Origin of the sequence: Collinsella aerofaciens (assembly GCF_018785245.1) — a bacterium.
GTDB classification, from domain to species: domain Bacteria; phylum Actinomycetota; class Coriobacteriia; order Coriobacteriales; family Coriobacteriaceae; genus Collinsella; species Collinsella aerofaciens_AD.
In genome coordinates, this window is record NZ_WQPL01000003.1 from 1 (window position 1) to 15,834 (window position 15,834).

Annotated in this window: 13 protein-coding genes; 4 read left to right on the forward strand and 9 right to left on the reverse strand. The window is 60.4% G+C overall.

All coding sequences use genetic code 11. The annotated features are described in order from the left end of the window. Window positions 1-274: 274 nt before the first annotated feature. Entirely contained in the window at window positions 275-1,114 is an 840-nt protein-coding gene (gene trmB / locus GPK39_RS00430; RefSeq protein ID WP_215673365.1) for a tRNA (guanine(46)-N(7))-methyltransferase TrmB, read from the reverse strand. Window positions 1,115-1,232: 118 nt separating this feature from the next. Next, the gene (locus tag GPK39_RS00435) at window positions 1,233-2,105 is read right to left on the reverse strand and encodes a class I SAM-dependent methyltransferase (protein ID WP_215673366.1); all 873 of its coding nucleotides are present in this window, start codon (window positions 2,103-2,105) and stop codon (window positions 1,233-1,235) included. A 267-nt stretch (window positions 2,106-2,372) separates the two neighbouring features. On the opposite strand from GPK39_RS00435, the gene GPK39_RS00440 reads away from it, so the two are divergent. The 4 genes from GPK39_RS00440 (at window position 2,373) to GPK39_RS00455 (ending at window position 6,875) form a co-directional block, all read left to right on the forward strand. Beyond that, window positions 2,373-3,095, forward strand: a complete 723-nt coding sequence (locus GPK39_RS00440; RefSeq protein WP_148332550.1) for a helix-turn-helix domain-containing protein — start codon at window positions 2,373-2,375, stop codon at window positions 3,093-3,095. Further along, window positions 3,092-3,991: a DUF4097 family beta strand repeat-containing protein gene (locus tag GPK39_RS00445; RefSeq protein ID WP_148332552.1), complete on the forward strand. Its 900-nt coding sequence runs from the start codon at window positions 3,092-3,094 to the stop codon at window positions 3,989-3,991. Before GPK39_RS00440 ends, GPK39_RS00445 begins: the two co-directional genes overlap by 4 nt. 97 nt (window positions 3,992-4,088) lie before the next feature. Beyond that, complete coding sequence (locus tag GPK39_RS00450; protein WP_215673367.1) at window positions 4,089-5,996, forward strand: elongator complex protein 3; 1,908 nt, start codon at window positions 4,089-4,091, stop codon at window positions 5,994-5,996. Then, entirely contained in the window at window positions 5,997-6,875 is an 879-nt protein-coding gene (locus tag GPK39_RS00455) for a spermidine synthase (protein WP_215673368.1), read from the forward strand. 26 nt (window positions 6,876-6,901) lie between these two features. On the opposite strand, the gene GPK39_RS00460 is transcribed toward GPK39_RS00455, so the two are convergent. The 7 genes from GPK39_RS00460 to GPK39_RS00490 all read right to left on the reverse strand — a co-directional run bounded on the left by GPK39_RS00460 (window position 6,902) and on the right by GPK39_RS00490 (window position 15,756). Beyond that, window positions 6,902-9,346 carry a DEAD/DEAH box helicase gene (locus GPK39_RS00460; RefSeq protein WP_215673369.1) on the reverse strand — a complete coding sequence of 815 codons (2,445 nt, stop codon included), beginning with the start codon at window positions 9,344-9,346 and terminating at the stop codon, window positions 6,902-6,904. Between the two features lie 116 nt (window positions 9,347-9,462). After that, on the reverse strand, window positions 9,463-10,767 hold the full coding sequence (locus GPK39_RS00465; RefSeq protein ID WP_006234469.1) for an ATP-binding protein: 1,305 nt from the start codon (window positions 10,765-10,767) through the stop codon (window positions 9,463-9,465). Then, the gene (locus GPK39_RS00470; RefSeq protein WP_338404362.1) at window positions 10,760-12,520 is read right to left on the reverse strand and encodes a TerB N-terminal domain-containing protein; all 1,761 of its coding nucleotides are present in this window, start codon (window positions 12,518-12,520) and stop codon (window positions 10,760-10,762) included. The genes GPK39_RS00465 and GPK39_RS00470 overlap by 8 nt, the downstream gene beginning before the upstream one ends. A gap of 87 nt (window positions 12,521-12,607) precedes the next feature. Then, a complete protein-coding gene (locus tag GPK39_RS00475) occupies window positions 12,608-13,324 on the reverse strand; it encodes a DUF554 domain-containing protein (protein ID WP_006234467.1) in 717 nt (238 codons plus the stop codon). Between the two features lie 118 nt (window positions 13,325-13,442). Further along, window positions 13,443-14,873, reverse strand: a complete 1,431-nt coding sequence (locus GPK39_RS00480) for a hypothetical protein (RefSeq protein WP_215673370.1) — start codon at window positions 14,871-14,873, stop codon at window positions 13,443-13,445. An 18-nt stretch (window positions 14,874-14,891) separates the two neighbouring features. Continuing rightward, window positions 14,892-15,107, reverse strand: a complete 216-nt coding sequence (locus GPK39_RS00485) for a hypothetical protein (protein WP_215673371.1) — start codon at window positions 15,105-15,107, stop codon at window positions 14,892-14,894. Between the two features lie 49 nt (window positions 15,108-15,156). Next, a complete protein-coding gene (locus GPK39_RS00490; protein WP_022095047.1) occupies window positions 15,157-15,756 on the reverse strand; it encodes a hypothetical protein in 600 nt (199 codons plus the stop codon). Window positions 15,757-15,834 lie beyond the last annotated feature (78 nt).

Consider the following 15,834-nt stretch of genomic DNA (forward strand, 5'->3'; position numbering starts at 1 on the left):
TCCAGATTCTAGGACAGGGGCCGCTTGCGTTTGGCGGTCAGCCGTCGGCGCGCTTACACCAACATTTCCGACGCGATCGTCGCTAGCTAAGTGAGTAGACTTTTTGCGATATTGCGAGCACATGGCTTTTGCGCAAGGGTTCTACCTGCGGTTTTATGTTTCGCTATGCGGGCTGTGCTTGGCTATTGCAAAATAGTCTACTCACTTAGGTTTGAGGGCCGTTCGCTGGAGCCTATTTGCGCTTATTTGCTGACGCCGCGACCATCAGAAGCCCCTAGGACTCTTGCGGTAGACGCTTCTTGCCCTTGCGGGCACGGTTTCTAAAGTTCTCGACGGCCTCTTCCATGCCCAGAGGCACATAGGCGAGCTCATCGAGGTTATCGGGCAGGTAGCAGGCTAGGCTTTGCTCCTGCGCGCGGCCCGCCGCGAGCTGTTCATCGCTGGGCTGCGCTCCAGGTGTGGCGCAAATGCCATAGACGGCGGCACCCATCTCGCGCGTGCGGCGCTCGTACTCGGTCTCGGGATGCTCGGGATGGTCGCGGCGGACGTCGTCGCTTACCCAAAGCGTATCGTAGCCGGCCGCGGCAAACTGTCCCAGGGCGTAATCGCGCAACGGCTTGCTGTCGCTGCGCAGTGTGACGGTAGCGCCGGCTGAAAAGAGCGGGCGGTAGAGCATCAGATGGTGGACATGGACGAGTCGTTTTTTGGCGTACTTGGCCTTGGGCTGCGGCGTGGGAAAGTTGATGGTGATGGCATCGAGCTCGCCTGTGTCAAACAGCTGCGGCAGCGATGCGGCGCCTCGGGGCAGGACGAGTGCGTTGGTCAGTTCCTGTTCGCAGATTTTCTGTGCGGCATAGGCGATGCAGATGGGCTCCTGGTCCATACCGATAAAGAGGGTGTTTGGCTCGTGGGCCGCGCGTTCTACAAGGTACGTTCCCTTGCCACAGCCAAGATCCAGGTGAAGGTGTTCGAAGGGCTTGCTGCCTGCGGGAGCACAGGCCTTGCGCCAATCTCCGACATAAGCCTCGGGGTTCGTCTCGATCGCATCGGCGTAGCGCTCCAGGCGCTCCTCGAGCACAAAGTTCTTAGGCGTGCGAACGTGGACGGCTCCCATGAGGCTCCTTGGTCATAAGTATGGAACGCATAGCTGCGCGTTCCGTCAATGGGTTGAAAAAGGGTGGGCATAGTTTGCCCGAAAGATGCGGTGCGGCTCGGCGGCGAGTCGTCGGTGCCTACAGACGCTTGAGAATCACATAGCGGTTGAGCTCGCCGCTGCGACCGTCGGCATGGAAGCGCTCAAGCTCGCGCACGGGGACCTCGCCGCTCTTGTAGAACGTACGGACGCCGCGCACTAGGTCGGTGATTTGCTGATCGTCAAAGTGATGGCAATAGCGGTAGGCGTGGCGGTCGTTTTGCCAGCCAATGAGGTGGTCGCCGGCTTCAAACTGCGCGGAATCGTAACCCTCAAACGGCGGGGTGAGCTCGGCGCGGGCTTCGGCTCGAACGGCCTTGCGCGCCATGCGCTCGTCGTTCATAAACTCCCAAAAGCTGATGGCGATGATGCCGCCCGGGCGCGTCTGGCGCACCAGGGCGTCGAGCACGCGTACGCGGTACTCGCACGACGGCACGTGGTGCATAAAGCCAAAGCAGACCGAGATGTCGGCGAGCGGGGCGTCGAAAAGCACGTCGGGTGTCTCGGCGGGGTTGAGCTTCATGAGGGCGTCGAGCACGTCGAGTTCCTGGAAGTGCAAGTTGGGAATGCGCAGCGCGTGGCCATGTGCATCGATGGCCAGATCTTGGCACGAGTCGACGCCATAGAACTCAAACGGGCAACTGGCATCTGCCGAGGGGTTTGCGCCATCGACGCCCTTGGCGGCAAGTGCGCCGCCGGCGGCAAAGTTCTCGAATCGCATATTGCCGCAGGCAAGATCGAAGATGCGGACGGGATGCTCGATCGTGGCGGCGTTGAGCTGCCCGAGCGCGATGTCCATGGTGCGCACCCAGCCGGGCCACGGGGCCTGGCGCGTATCGGAAAAGGAAGCGGAGTGCTCGCGATAGAACGTATTGTTGAGCTGGATGAGCGATGAGGCGAAATCGCGGTTCACGGCGCGGAACTCCCTCCGTTGGCGGTGCGGAATAAACAGTACGACCATACTACCGTTAACGCCGCAACGGGGACAACCGAGCCGTGGGTCATTGCTTTGTTTGGACACATTTTCGCAGCTCACATGCACCCGCAACCGCCGGTTGTCAAAAATCTCACTAGAATAGGTGGCATGCTTTTGGCGGTGGCGGATAGATTTTTAACTGTGCAAGGCGCCTTAAGAACAAAAACGGTCCGGCGGCACGGCTGGCATCACATAGGAGGAACCATGAATGTAGAAACTGCGCAGCGGCTCGCCGACCTTCGCCGCAGCAAAGGCTTTAGCCAAGAAGGGCTGGCGCGAAAGCTGGGGCTGTCGCGCCAGGCGGTCAGTAAATGGGAGCGCGCGGAGAGCTCACCCGATACCGAGAACCTGATCTCGCTCGCCAAACTCTATGGCGTGAGCTTGGACGAGTTGCTCAATCCGAGCGACGAGATTGAGGACGATATCGAGTTTGAGAACGAGGACCGCGCTCGCCAACGCGAGGCCGAGGCGGCAGAGCGCGCACGCACCCATGAGGCGGCGGCACGTGCCACCGAGGCGGCAACGCAGGCGAGTGATGCCGCCGCCAAGGCGGCGCAAGCGGCAAGCTGGAGTGCACAGGCCGCCAATGCCGCTACGGCGCAGGCGACGAGTGGCGGTGCGGTTGGCTCGACTCCGGTGAAGGGCCCGTTCCAGTCGTTCCCGTATTGGGCCGTGTGCTGGCTGCTGTTCTTTTTGCTGATGTTCCTGTTTGGTGCCGGCCCCTTTGCCGCACTGATCTTCTTTACGATTCCCATCTATCACTGGGTGGCGCGTGCGCTCGATGGCGATTGGGCGCGCGGGGATATTCAGGTTGGTTCGGCGTCGGTGGCGGTCAAGGCCCAGGGGAAGGATACTTCTGCGGAATCTGATGCTGACGTGGCTACCGCGACTACCGCTGAGCCGATTGCCAAAGAGAGTGATGAATGATGAAGCTTTCGCATGAATCCAAGGTACGCTTGGGCGTTGGCATCGGAGCGTTTGTGCTCATCATCGGGCTTGTCTTTGGCATTTCGCGGACTTTGATTCATTTTGATGGCCCGTGGGATCTCGACGATGTTGTATCCGGCTTCTCTGGTATGGACGATGCGGTTGACGAGGACGATCTTTTGGATGGCGGTAACTATTCCGCTCAGCCTCAGCAGCTTTCGAGCGAAACCTTTGATGCCGACGCGTTCACATCGCTTGACTTGGACGTGACGTCGGGCACGGTCGAGGTCAAACACGTCTCCAGCGGGCCAGTGCGCGTAATTGAAAGCGGTCGCGTGGCAACGGGGACCGTTGCCTTCGATGCGGCAACCCAGAACCTGGCCGAAATCAAGGGCTCTACGCTCAAGATTCGCCAGTTCGATTGCGATGACGAGCGCGCCATTGACCGCACGGTTACCGTCGAACTGCCGCGCGAAGTTGCCGATAACATGGTGGGCATTACAGCGAATGTAGGATCGGGTGACCTGACGGTCGCGGGCATTGCGTGTCATGACCTCAACCTGACTTTGGACTCTGGAGACGTTGAGTTTACGGGCACCGTGACCGATACCCTGAATGCCGAGGTCGGTTCGGGCGATGTGACGTTCGAGCTCTACCAGGCCCCCGCGAAGTCGATGGACGTGAGTGTGGGCTCGGGCGATGTGGAGATGACGGTTCCGAACTCGACGGGCTTTAAGGCGAGCCTCACCTTGGGCAGCGGCGACTTTGAGAGCGATTTCCTTCCGCTTGGCTACGACGGCGAGACCATTTTGAATCTTGAATTCGATAACGGCGATAAGTCTGCTACGTATCGTTTTGAGGTCGGTTCGGGCGACATGTCGTTTGATCCGGAGTGACATGCGGTTTTCGGAGATCGGTACATATAGGCATGCTCTTTGATGGAGGCGCCGGAGCCGTGACGGGCTTCGGCGCCTTTGCCTTTACAATGGGGACATGGAACAGATTATCTTGAACATACTCGAGGCCCTGCGTCGCGGCGAGACCGTGGACGACAAAGCGCTCGTCAAACTGATACATGCCGAGGCGCGCCGTGAGGGTGCCGACAAACGCGATTTGGCCAAGCGCCGTCTGCTGCCGTTCTACCAGCGGGTTAAACGTGAGGAGCCGGTTCGGTGGGCTGCGTGGAATGTCGATTCCGATCTGGAGCGTCAACTGCTGCAGGTCCTGCGTATGAAGCCGCGCCGAACGGCCTCGGGCGTGGCGACCATTACCGTCATTACCAAGCCCTGGCCATGCTCGGGCGATTGCCTGTTTTGCCCCAACGATCTGCGCATGCCCAAAAGCTATCTGCACGCCGAGCCGGCGTGCGCCCGTGCGGAGCAAAACTGCTTCGACCCGTATCTGCAGGTGAGCGCTCGTCTGACCGCGCTTTCGCAGATGGGACATGCGACCGACAAGATAGAGCTCATTGTGCTCGGCGGTACCTGGAGCGACTATCCGCAAGGGTATCAGACGTGGTTTATGTCGGAGCTTTTCCGTGCGCTCAATGACGATGCCGTCGCCGGTGTGGCGGCAAACCCCATGTTGGCGCGTCCGGGCATCAGCCGTGCCGAGGCAGGGCGCCTGTTCGATGACGCTCCCGCCGATGCCCTGCCGCCGGTGGTAACAGAGCGCCGCGAGCGCTATCGGGCTGCCGGCATTGCGACCGACGAGGCCGAGCTTGCGAGCGGCGTTGCCGACGAGCAGGGGCGTGTGGATGCTGTCGTTGGTGGCTATAACCGCGCAGTGCGTCGTCTGTACGGCCCCGGTACGCCATGGGGCGAGGCTGCCGAGTGGCAGACGGCAACGATGGAGGAGCTTGAGCGTCAGCAGCGCATCAACGAGACGGCGAAGCATCGCGTGGTGGGGCTCGTTATCGAGACCCGCCCCGATGCCGTGACGCCACAGGCGCTCACGCTCATTCGTCGTCTGGGCTGCACCAAGATTCAGATGGGCATCCAGAGCCTCGACCAGCATTTGCTCGATATCAACGAGCGTCGCATTTCGGTGGCTCAGATCGAGCAGGCGTTTTCGCTTGCGCGCCTCTTTGGCTTTAAGATCCATGCGCATTTTATGCTCAACTTATTGGGCGCCACACCCGAGGGGGACAAGCGCGACTACGAGCGCTTTATGACCGAAGGGGCCTTTATGCCCGACGAGGTCAAGGTCTACCCGTGCGCGCTCATCGAGGGCTCGCGTCTGGTGGGCTGCTATGAGCGCGGCGAGTGGCGTCCCTATACCGAGGAAGAGCTGCTCGATGTGTTGGCCGACGACATCGTGGTGACGCCGGCGTTCTGCCGCATCAGTCGCATGATCCGCGACTTTAGCTCCGACGACATCATGGTGGGCAACAAGAAGCCCAACCTGCGTCAGCTCGTTGAAAACCGCTTGTCGGCTCGTGGGGAAGGCGCGACAGTGCGTGAGATTCGCTATCGCGAGATTAGCACGGCGGGCGCCGACTTGCATGAGCTGACCCTTGACGAGGAAGTGGCGTACGAGACGCCGGTGACGCACGAGCGCTTTTTGCAGTGGGTGACGCCGCAGGGCAAGATCGCGGGCTTTTTGCGTCTGTCTCTGCCCGATCGTGCTTTTGTTGCCGCGCATGCGGATGAGTTGCCGACGACACCGGACGAGGCGATGATTCGCGAGGTGCACGTGTATGGCATGGCGGCGCGCGTGGGAGATCAAGGCCAGGCAGCCCAGCACCATGGATTGGGGCGTTTGCTCGTAGAGCGTGCGTGCGAGATTGCCCGGGATGCGGGTTATACGCGTATCAACGTGATTAGCGCAATCGGTACGCGCGAGTACTATCGCCATTTGGGTTTTTGCGACCATGGACTCTATCTGCAAAAGGAGCTCTAGATGAACAAGCCGAGTGTTTCTGCTGGCGTCGTTGCCGGTGTTGCTCTGGGAGCCGCGGCGCTTGGTGCGGCCGCTGTCGCTGTTCGTGCTGCCTGTCTGCAGGTTGCGCGAACCCGCAATGGGTTGGCGCGTGTGAAACGCGTGCACGATGAGGGCGGCGACGAGATTCGCGTGTTGGTGCAAGGCAGCGTCTACCAAAGCGCAAGTTACGTTGGTGAGCGTTGGGCGGAGCCCGTCTTTGCGTACTATCGTGCGTTTGACGACGTGTTTGAGTCCGAGGATGCGATGCGTGATGCTTATGGTCACGGTATCAACCGCATGCTTATGCTGGGTGGCGGCGGGTTTGCCTATCCCAAGTTCGCGCTGATGTCGCACGAGGGCTTGCGCATGGACGTCATCGAGTATGACGGAGAGATTACGCGCCTGGCGCGCCGCTGGTTCTATCTGGACGAGCTGGAGTGCACGGCGGGCGATCGCCTGCGGGTGATAACCGCTGAGGCTCGCTCTTATCTGGGCGTGACGAGTGTTGGTCATCGTCGCTACGACGTGGTCGTGAGCGATTGCTTTGGCGGTGCCGAGCCCGTACGCGAGCTGGCGACGGTTGAGGCGTTGCGTTTGGTGCGGGGCAGCCTAAATGTCGGTGGCGTCTACGTTGCCAATATCGTAAGCACAAACGAGGGGAGCGATGTGACGTTCCTGCGCGACTGCGCTGCCACGGCACTCGAGGTATTCGCCCATGTCTGGGTGGTCCCCTGTGGCGATGCGGAGTTCGGCGGCGAGGAGAACTACCTGCTCATCGCCAGCGACGGCGACTATGTCTTTGCCGAAGCCGTGCCCTTCGACACCGACTTCCTCGGCACCGCCCTTCACGACAAGTAAGTCTCTCCGTCCCAAAAAGACTGGTCTTAGGCGTGGTCGCGCCAGCTGAGGACGCGCTGCTTCATGCCCTCTATGTCGAGCACGCCTTCGGCAAAGCCCTTGCGCACGAGCTCTTCGGGAACAAACTCGTCGTAGCGGTCAAAGTAAGGCACCTCGCCAGGATAGACGAGCTCGATGGGATCGAAGTCTTTCTCGGCCTCGGCGGCGAGCACCTCAAAGAACGTCTCCTCGTCGGCCTTCATCTTAAACTGCATAAAGTACGGGCGTGACGGGTCGAGTCCGCGAAGGCCCAACTCAGCGGCACATTTGATTTTAAGCATGCGCTCGAGTGCTAGGAAGGCGTAGCTGCCCAACCAGGGGAAGAGCACCCAGGTGTCGCCACCCAGGTTGATGAGCGGCTTAGTTCCCGCGCCCGAAATCTCGGCGGTATGACGAGCCTGCGCCAAGCGGGCCCGTGCGTTACCCATAAGGTACGGATATGCTGCGTGCTCGTTGAGCGCCTTGCGCATGCGCTCGAGTACGTGTGTATTGATATCACCGGGGCAGTCGCCAAAGTAGGCCGGCACCCGGCCCTTGACCTGCGTGGCAAAGACGGTGTGGCGCTTCCAGTCCACTTCCTCGACAATCCAGCAGTGTCCGGCGATGGCGATGCGCTCACCGGGTGGAGGGGGGTTGACGATCGTGCCCAACTCGGCCGACTCGCTGCGAACGGTGAACTCCTCGTTTTCCTGGAACACGGCGTAGAACTTAAAGTTGTTGATGATGCGCTCGCCCGCGAGGCCCACGATGAGCCCATCGCCCTCGGTGACCTGGATGTGGTCGATCTTGACGAGGTGACGCAGCAGCACGCGATAGTCATCGGCCGAGACGCGATGGAAATAGCTGAGCGTGAGCACGCGCTGGGCAAGTTCCGCCGGCGTGAGCTCTCCGGTGCTGGCGAGGGTCGACATGGTCTGGTGATAGAGCAGACTGTAGGGGAGTCGATCGAGCTCAGGCGGCTCGACCCACTTTTCCTCGCGATAGAGTTGTACGAGCGCGATGCCCTGGAGGAGTTTCCAAGGTATCGTTTCAGGCATCATCGTGCGCGGCTCGGGCTCTTCCTCGCGCATGACAAACCACATCTCGGGCGGAAGATCGCGGCGCCCCGTGCGGCCCATTCGCTGCAAAAAGGAGCTGACGGTAAACGGCGCATCGATCTGAAACGCACGCTCCAGACGGCCGATATCGATGCCGAGTTCCAGCGTAGAGGTGGTAACGGTCGTCTGTGCCTGTTCCTCGTCGCGCATAAGCTCTTCTGCCGTCTCACGCAACGATGCCGAAAGATTGCCGTGATGGATGAGGAAACGGTCGGGCTCGTGTCGACTTTCGCAGTAGCTGCGCAGCATGGAGCATACGGCCTCCGCCTCTTCGCGCGAGTTGGCAAAGACCAGGCACTTGCGGCCGCGGGTGTGTTCGAAGATATAGCCCATGCCGGGGTCGGCGTTGTCTGGTGCTGTGTCGGTGGGGTTGAGTAATGCCTGTTCGGGTGCTCGGGGAATGTCGACTTCGCCCTCGGGGGCCGAGGAAGCGCGACTGTCCTTGGGGGCAGCCTTGCCCCGTGCCTGCTCGCGACGTTGGCGGCGTTCCTCCTGTGTGAGTTGTCCGCTATGGCGCATGTCTTGGGTGCTGACGGGCAGTGCCGCGGGTGCCGCTGCCTCAATGCGCTCGCATGCAAGCACTTCGGCCTCTTGAGGACCCATGCTCTTGAATCCCCGCTGCTGCGCCTGGGGACCCGAGTTGTAGAAGTGCTCCATGGAGATACGCCACACGCGGCGCGGTTCCTCAAAACGAGGGATAACGCAGTCGCGTCCCGTTCCCTGCGAGAGAAAGGCACCCGTGCGCTCGGGGTCGCCGATGGTAGCCGAAAGGCCAATGCGGCGGGGTTGTACGCCGGCCATGCGCGACAGGCGCTCAATAAGGCAGAGCGTCTGCCCGCCTCGATCGCCGCGCATAAGCGAATGGACCTCGTCGATGACGACGTAGCGCAGATCGCAGAACATGCGCGGAATCGCCATGTGCTTATGGATCAAGAGCGCCTCGAGCGACTCGGGCGTAATCTGCAAGATACCGCTCGGCTTTTTGATGAGCTTTGCCTTGTGCGACTGCGAAACGTCGCCATGCCAGTGCCAGACGGGGATGTCGGCTTCTTCGCAGAGGTCGTTGAGGCGGACGAACTGATCGTTGATGAGCGCCTTGAGGGGGCCAATGTAGAGGGCGCCCACGCTTGCGGGCGGGTTCTCCCAAAACTCGGTCAGGATGGGAAAGAAGGCCGCTTCGGTTTTGCCGGAAGCTGTGGATGCCGTTAGGAGCACATTGTCTTGTGTGTTAAAGATGGCATCTGCTGCCGCAACCTGGATAGAGCGCAGACTCTCCCAATCGTGGGAGTAGATGAAGTCTTGGATAAACGGGGCGTAGCGGTCAAAGGCGTTCACGGGGCCTCCTCTCAAAAACGAATCTCTCAGCGCGGCTGGCAACGGCTTGCTGCATGACTGCCTCAACGTTTTCCCAGATAAAACCTGCCAAAATAAACCTGTCTCTTTTTGGCAGGTTAGATGGTGAATTCGGCGAAGTTACGGTCGCCGCCTGCGGTATCGGTGTCACCTGTTGCGGCTGCCGTCGCCAGCGCGTCGCCGCCGACGCTTTGCAGCAGCTCGGCCACGTTGGCGTCGGGGTTTTGGCATAGGATGTCGAGCAGCTCGATAAAGTCACGAATGACTTCACGCGGCGTCAGATGCGTGTCGGCTCCCACGCGACCGAACTCGATCTTGAGGAAGTCCACCAAGTCGTTCTCGGTAAGCGTGGGCGTCCAGCCAAAGTAGCCGGCGTGAATTTGCATGAGTTTTTCGATCAGCACCAGCAGCTCCTCGTAGGTGAGTGGCTGCAGACGGATGATGGGCGCGAGCATGTCCTTAAGGTCCTCGCGCGCAAAGCGACCCTGAGCGAGTCGGCTGCGCAGAGCCTCGTAGGAGAACACGCCGCGGCGGCGGTCTTCGATGGAGGTTGGCGTGCCGCCCATAATCATGCCCAGGTACTGCGCCTTGCCCTGAAGTGTGTCGTTGTACATGGTCAGGATCTTCTCGTAGTTGTACTGGCGCGTGATGGCGTTGGGAATCTTATACAGATTCACGAGTTCGTCGATGAGCACCAGCATGCCCTTGTAGCCGCTGCAAACCAAAAAACGCGCGATGAGTTTGACGTAGTCGTACCAGTCGTCATCGCTGATGATGGTTGAGGACCCCAGTTCGGCGCGGGCCTCGCTCTTGGTGCGGTATTCGCCGCGGATCCATTTGGTCACGCGGCTCATGGCTTCTTCGTCGCCCTCGGATACGGCCGTGCGATAGCGGCGGAGCATGCGGGTGAAGTCGAAGCCGTGGACCATCTCCTCGAGCGGGGCCAGTTGGGCATTGACGACCGACTCGTCGACGTCGGCGCACGAGGCGACCCAGCGATCCAGAATAAGGTTGAGCGCACCGCCCTCAGGGCGCGTCTTGGTCGATATGTTGCGGATGAGCTCGCGGTAGGTGGCAAGGCCCTGTCCCTGACCGCCCTGCAGGCGGCGCTCAGGGGAAAGGTCGGCATCAGCGACGACGAATCCCTCGCCCATGGCATGCGTTCGGATGGTCTGAAGCAAGAAGCTCTTGCCGGCGCCGTAGCGACCGACTAAGAAGCGGAAGCTCGCGCCGCCATCGGCGATGAGACTCAAATCGGTGAGCAGGGCGCGAATCTCGACCTCGCGACCCACGGTGATATAGGGAAGGCCGATGCGCGGGACCACGCCGCCCTTGAGCGAGTTAAGGATAACGGCGGCGACGCGTTTGGGTACACGGGGCGCTGCGGATGCGGTATCACTCATGGTCTAGGTATCCTCTCACGTCTGCTTCGTAGTCCTCGATAATCTGCGGCCCTGCCGCGCTAAATTCAATTACGGTGTCGCCCACCAGGTCAAAGAGCGCCTCGTTGATGCTGTCGACGAGCATGTCCTCGCTCTGCCCCGATTGCACTACCGCCGATTCCGCCTGTACTGCGTTGTGCTCGAGCAGCGCGCGGAGATAGGTGTCTGCGGCAGGCGTGAGTTCGTTCGTGGCGTCAGCGGGCGCAACAGCTGCGAACGCGGGCGTCGGCGCGAGAAGCGGTGCCACGACACCAAACTGTTCGGTGGATATGGTTGGCTCGTCGGTCTCGTCCTGCCGAATGGGTGCCGCGACCGCCTCGACAATCGCGTCGGCTACGGGCTCGGCTTCCGGTTGCCCTGAGTCCGCTGCCTCGGCTTCCACAGGTGCGCCGTCCTCGCGCTCCTCATCGATTAAAAGCGCTTCGCGCGTTTGCGCGGCGGCGCTCCGAATGTGCCCCAGCTGGCTCAGGTCGATATCAATCTTGACGGGCTGGTGCGCGGCATCCCACGACAGCCATGCCACGATCTCGTCATCGATGATCTTGGCCAAATATTTGGGGACCTTTTCTTCCTTAAGGGGGTGAGCGGGGTCCAAGGCCAGGCGCAGGCGCCGATCACAGGCGCGCATCATCTCACCAAGCTTGCTGCTCTTTTGCCTGCTGCCATGAATCCGCAGACATTCCCAAAAGCCGTTTTGACAGCGGTAGATATGGATGGGGTCAAGACGGTATTCGCAGTCCTCGTGGCGCTCGGGTGCAAAGAACACGGCCGATGCAAACATGGTATAGGGCATGGCCGTCTCCTCCCCAAACAAGCTCGCCACGATACCGGTCTTTCGGTGCGTGTCATAGTAGCGCGCCATGCGGACGTACGCGGAGCATGCCACGTGGCGCAGATCGCGGTGGTGGCTGCGATCGAGCCGTGAGTTATTGAGGTTGTACGTGGAGAGCGCGTTGATGGCGGCCATGAGTCGCTCCTCGCGCTCCTCATCGGGCGGAAGGGGGAGTGTGGGTTCGGAGGTTTTGCGACGCGTAGGGGTCTGGCCGGACGGCGCCGGTGCTGGTACAAGGTCTCGTGCCGCGCGCCGCAGCTCGATAAGGGCGTTATCGAATATGACGGTTTTAGAGTCACAAAGCAGCTTGGGGTCGAGCCCGTGGAACACGGCGTAGTCCTGCAACCACACGCGTGCAAACCGATCAATGCCGGGCTCGAAGGCGCGATAGACATCCCAAAAAGCCTTGATCTTGTTAAAACCATCGAGCGGATTATCTACGCCAATGCCGCAAATCAGCTCATAGAGATACAGGAAGGCAAAGGACGTAGACGTTTCCTCGACGGTTCCGCGACGCACTTGGGCACGCCAGGTAAAGTAGCCGCGCAACTGTCGATCGCTCATGGCATTGTAGGTGGGAAAGTACGAGTTAAAGGTGCCGTTGTAGGGGCAGTCGTCCTCAAAGTCGGCCATCAGCAGGCCTTGGCGGTAGAAAAGCTCGGCTTCCGAAAGCCAGCGGCCCGCACCGCCCTTGGGGTCATCCTGCCAGCGCGATATCTCGCGCATTTTACGGTACTGGTCGGGGAGGAAATTCTGCATCTGTCGGCCGGTTTTGAGAATCGGCTCGTCTGCGTAGACTTCATGTGAGAAGCGGGCAGACTGATGGGTCCGGGCCTCGGCCATAATGCGCTCGATGAGCATCTTGATGTCCTGGTCGGCCACCGCTCCTCCTCTCGAACGCAGCTACGGTGACCTCATATCATAGCACAGCATCAAACAGGTGTTCGAGATACCGCTGCGTTGATAGATTTAGAACAGGAGGGCGTAGATGACGGCGATGACGACGGAGGGGAGCATATTGGCCGTGCGGAAGGTCTGAGGACGGATGAGGTTGACGCCGACGCAGAAGATGAGCATGGAGCCTACGAGCGAAAGGCTGTTGAGGGCTGCTGTGGTCATGATGGGGGAGAGCGCGCCGGCAAACAACGTGATCGTCCCCTGGAACACGGCTACGGGCAGGGCCGAGAAGATGCAGCCGCGTCCGAGCGACGCCGTCATGGTGCAGACGATGATGCAGTCCAGTGCGCCCTTGAGGGCAAGCGTTGACCAGTCGCCGAGCAGGCCGTCCTGGATCGATCCCACAATTGCCATGGCGCCGATACACACGGTGAGTGAAGTCGAGACAAAAGCGTTGGTGAACTCGTTATCGCCCTCACTGCCGGTCTTGCGCTTGAGCCATTCGCCAAGGTTCTCGATGGCGGCCTCCAAGTTGACGGCCTCGCCGATGAGCGAACCGAGCGCAAATGAGACGATGAGCATGGTGGTGCCGGTGGTCGCTAGCGCCTTCCCATCGATAAGGAGCATCTTTTGCATGGTGCCGCCAAGGCCGATAAACAGGACGCACAGCCCCGATGCTTTCATGAGCGTGTCTTGGATGCGCGGTGTGATGAAGCGGCCGCCCGCTAATCCCAAAAGACCGCCCGCAACTAAAAGCACAACGTTGATGATTGTTCCCAAGCCCGGCATGAGCCCTCCTGTATTGATGCCAACGTGGCAATCGTAGCAGAACGAAATGCGAGGCACATCGCGACTCATCTAATACGTTATATAAGTGGTGTTAGGAATGATGTGCAGCATTTAAGCCTCAGGTGGTTGTCGGGACATAGGGATAGTATTCAAAGCGCAGTGTCATAAGCCGCTGCGGGGATTCAATAGCCGCGGCGATGATATTGGCATCGCGGGCACGATCAAACCCTTCGAGTTCGATCTGATACGAGACGTCTTGCATAATGTCCAGACGTCGCCAGGCTAGGAGTGTGTCACCATCGAATTCCAAGGTCTTGCCTCCGTCTGGAGCAACGGCGTATAGACGCAGCTTGGCGGTGGTTGCAGGGTCGACAACCGTGACCTTTTTAATTTCGTTTCGAGTATTCTTGGCGCCCAACAAGGTGAGCAGTGTTGGGGCCACGACCTCGCCCGATGGCAAAAAGACGACTTCGATGGATTCAGGAAATGCGATGATAGCCGACTTGCGGACGGGCTGATTGGCGGCGGCAACTTCGATGTTCGCAGCGTCGATGACCTCCGTGTGGTCGAGCGCGGCAAGCACGCAGCAGTTACCTTCATCGATCTCTTGAGGATCAGCAAGCCCCAGACTGTCCGCGAACTCGGGATCGTTTGGATCGGCAGCGGGCTCATTCGGCGCTTCGAAAGAAGCTGGGACGCTGTTTGTCGGCGACGGCGTGTCGCCCGCACCTGCTTCTTTGTCCGCGCTCTCTTCTTGTATGGTTGCGTTGATGGGTTCGTCGTTTGGGGGGAGCGTCTTGGCGTCAAACGCGGAGGGGAGAATTCCGATGGCTCCGGATCCGTTCCACTCCATTTCGAGAAGCGCCGGGTCGGCAAGAATGCGTTGCCTGCTTTGCGCGCGGGCATCGATTTCAATAGGGCCTGCCTCTATCCCTCGTGTAAGGCTGAGTGATCCGGATGGCTTCTCGAAATGAGCGTCTGTGTCTTTGGTACTGACGGCGTAGAACAGCAGGGACGCTTCTCCCGCCGCGATGGCATCGGTACCGGCTTTGGTCAGCCGCAACGATGCCGTGAATGAGAGGGTGGGCTGCGTGTCGTCTGCATTCGCGGCGGCGCAGCCCAGACATATACCGCCTCCTTTCTCAAAAAACGTACCGTCGAAGGCGACCTTCGCTCCGTTCGCCGAGTCATCGACCGAAGCGATGTCGATGCGCAGCTCTAAATTGCATGGATCGCCATCTGCATCGAGCACAACCGAGCGCCACGTGCAGACGGCGCACCCCGCCTGGGAGCCGTTTGCCTTGTTCGAACGATTGATATCCACGACTATCGAGCCGTCCGTATTACGACGAAGGCATCCCGAGGTTGAGATTGCGGCCTGTGCGATCGAAAAACGCTTGCACGCAATGGCGCTCGACGGATTTGGTGCGGAGCTTAGGGCCGCTGGTAAGGAGTCTGCCATGACAGGAGTCGCCCAAGCGGCGACAGGCGTTCCGGTTGCGAGCGCGCCGCAGAGTGCGACGACGGGCAAAAGGTTCTTCGATGCCATGGGGTCTCCTTAGCTAATTTAGTGCGGCCTGTTCATGTTTTGTTTCTGGCTGTGTTTGATGTGCAGACCGAGGCCGGCGGTTCCCGCGCCTGCTGCTGCGGCGCCTGCTGCCAAGAGCCATCGTCTGTCGCCTGTCTGCGCCAACGGTTCCTCGCGGTCGCTGCGGTCGAGCTCCGAGAGGTCGACCGTCACTTGCGTGGCGGCCTGCGCCTGTTCTTGCTGGGCAAAGGCCATGGCTGGCCCAAACGCTAGGATGCTGACGGCGGCGGCCAGGGCGACGGCCTTATGCCGTGTGCGCACCGGGCTCGACCGTCCAGGTGATCGTTGCAACCTGATCGCCTTCGCCGGTTACGCGGAAGATGTCGCGCGTGACGCGGGCGACGTTTCCGCTTGTCTTGAGCTTAATTTTGTCCGTGCCACCGGCAATGCCCTGGTAGCCCATGTCGAAGGCTGCATTCTTGGAAAGATCGAGGCCCGTTCCCTGCATTGCGGCGCTGGCGTTCTGGAGCGCGCCGTCGGGGCCGACCTTAAAGTCGATGGAGTTCTGCGCGGTTCCGGCCTTGGCGTCGGCAGCAATGGTCCAGGTGTTCATGGCGTCGATCTTCATGTTGGTGACATGGATGCCGTAGGCCGAATGATTGTCGATGGTGGTCGCGTCTTCTGAGGGGCCCTGAAGCGTGCCGTCGGCCTTGGCGACGAAGGGAATAACCGTCGGAACTTTGAACTCAACGTTGTCGATCTCGGTCCTGACCATTACTTTCGTGGTTCCAACGCGTCCGGCCGCCATAGCTGGCGTCGGGGCGGCGCCCATTGCGAGCGCGAGCGCGAGCCCCGCGCCCACGACGAGCGCTCTGGCTCCGTTCATGTTCCTGGTGATGTCCATGGTCGTTCCTTTCTATTCGCCGCGGGCCGTCCCCGCGATGATTGGACGAATGCTGGTGAATTGCGTGCGGTGCCGCGT

What these genes read in the sequence shown, in the direction of transcription:
- GPK39_RS00450 (WP_215673367.1), top strand. Translation starts at nt 4,089, where the DNA reads ATGGAACAGATTATCTTGAACATACTCGAGGCCCTGCGTCGCGGCGAG.
- GPK39_RS00465 (WP_006234469.1), bottom strand. Translation starts at nt 10,767, where the DNA reads ATGAGTGATACCGCATCCGCAGCGCCCCGTGTACCCAAACGCGTCGCC.
- GPK39_RS00485 (WP_215673371.1), bottom strand. Translation starts at nt 15,107, where the DNA reads ATGGCCTTTGCCCAGCAAGAACAGGCGCAGGCCGCCACGCAAGTGACG.
- GPK39_RS00480 (WP_215673370.1), bottom strand. Translation starts at nt 14,873, where the DNA reads ATGGCATCGAAGAACCTTTTGCCCGTCGTCGCACTCTGCGGCGCGCTC.
- GPK39_RS00455 (WP_215673368.1), top strand. Translation starts at nt 5,997, where the DNA reads ATGAACAAGCCGAGTGTTTCTGCTGGCGTCGTTGCCGGTGTTGCTCTG.
- GPK39_RS00445 (WP_148332552.1), top strand. Translation starts at nt 3,092, where the DNA reads ATGATGAAGCTTTCGCATGAATCCAAGGTACGCTTGGGCGTTGGCATC.
- GPK39_RS00440 (WP_148332550.1), top strand. Translation starts at nt 2,373, where the DNA reads ATGAATGTAGAAACTGCGCAGCGGCTCGCCGACCTTCGCCGCAGCAAA.
- GPK39_RS00475 (WP_006234467.1), bottom strand. Translation starts at nt 13,324, where the DNA reads ATGCCGGGCTTGGGAACAATCATCAACGTTGTGCTTTTAGTTGCGGGC.
- trmB (WP_215673365.1), bottom strand. Translation starts at nt 1,114, where the DNA reads ATGGGAGCCGTCCACGTTCGCACGCCTAAGAACTTTGTGCTCGAGGAG.
- GPK39_RS00490 (WP_022095047.1), bottom strand. Translation starts at nt 15,756, where the DNA reads ATGGACATCACCAGGAACATGAACGGAGCCAGAGCGCTCGTCGTGGGC.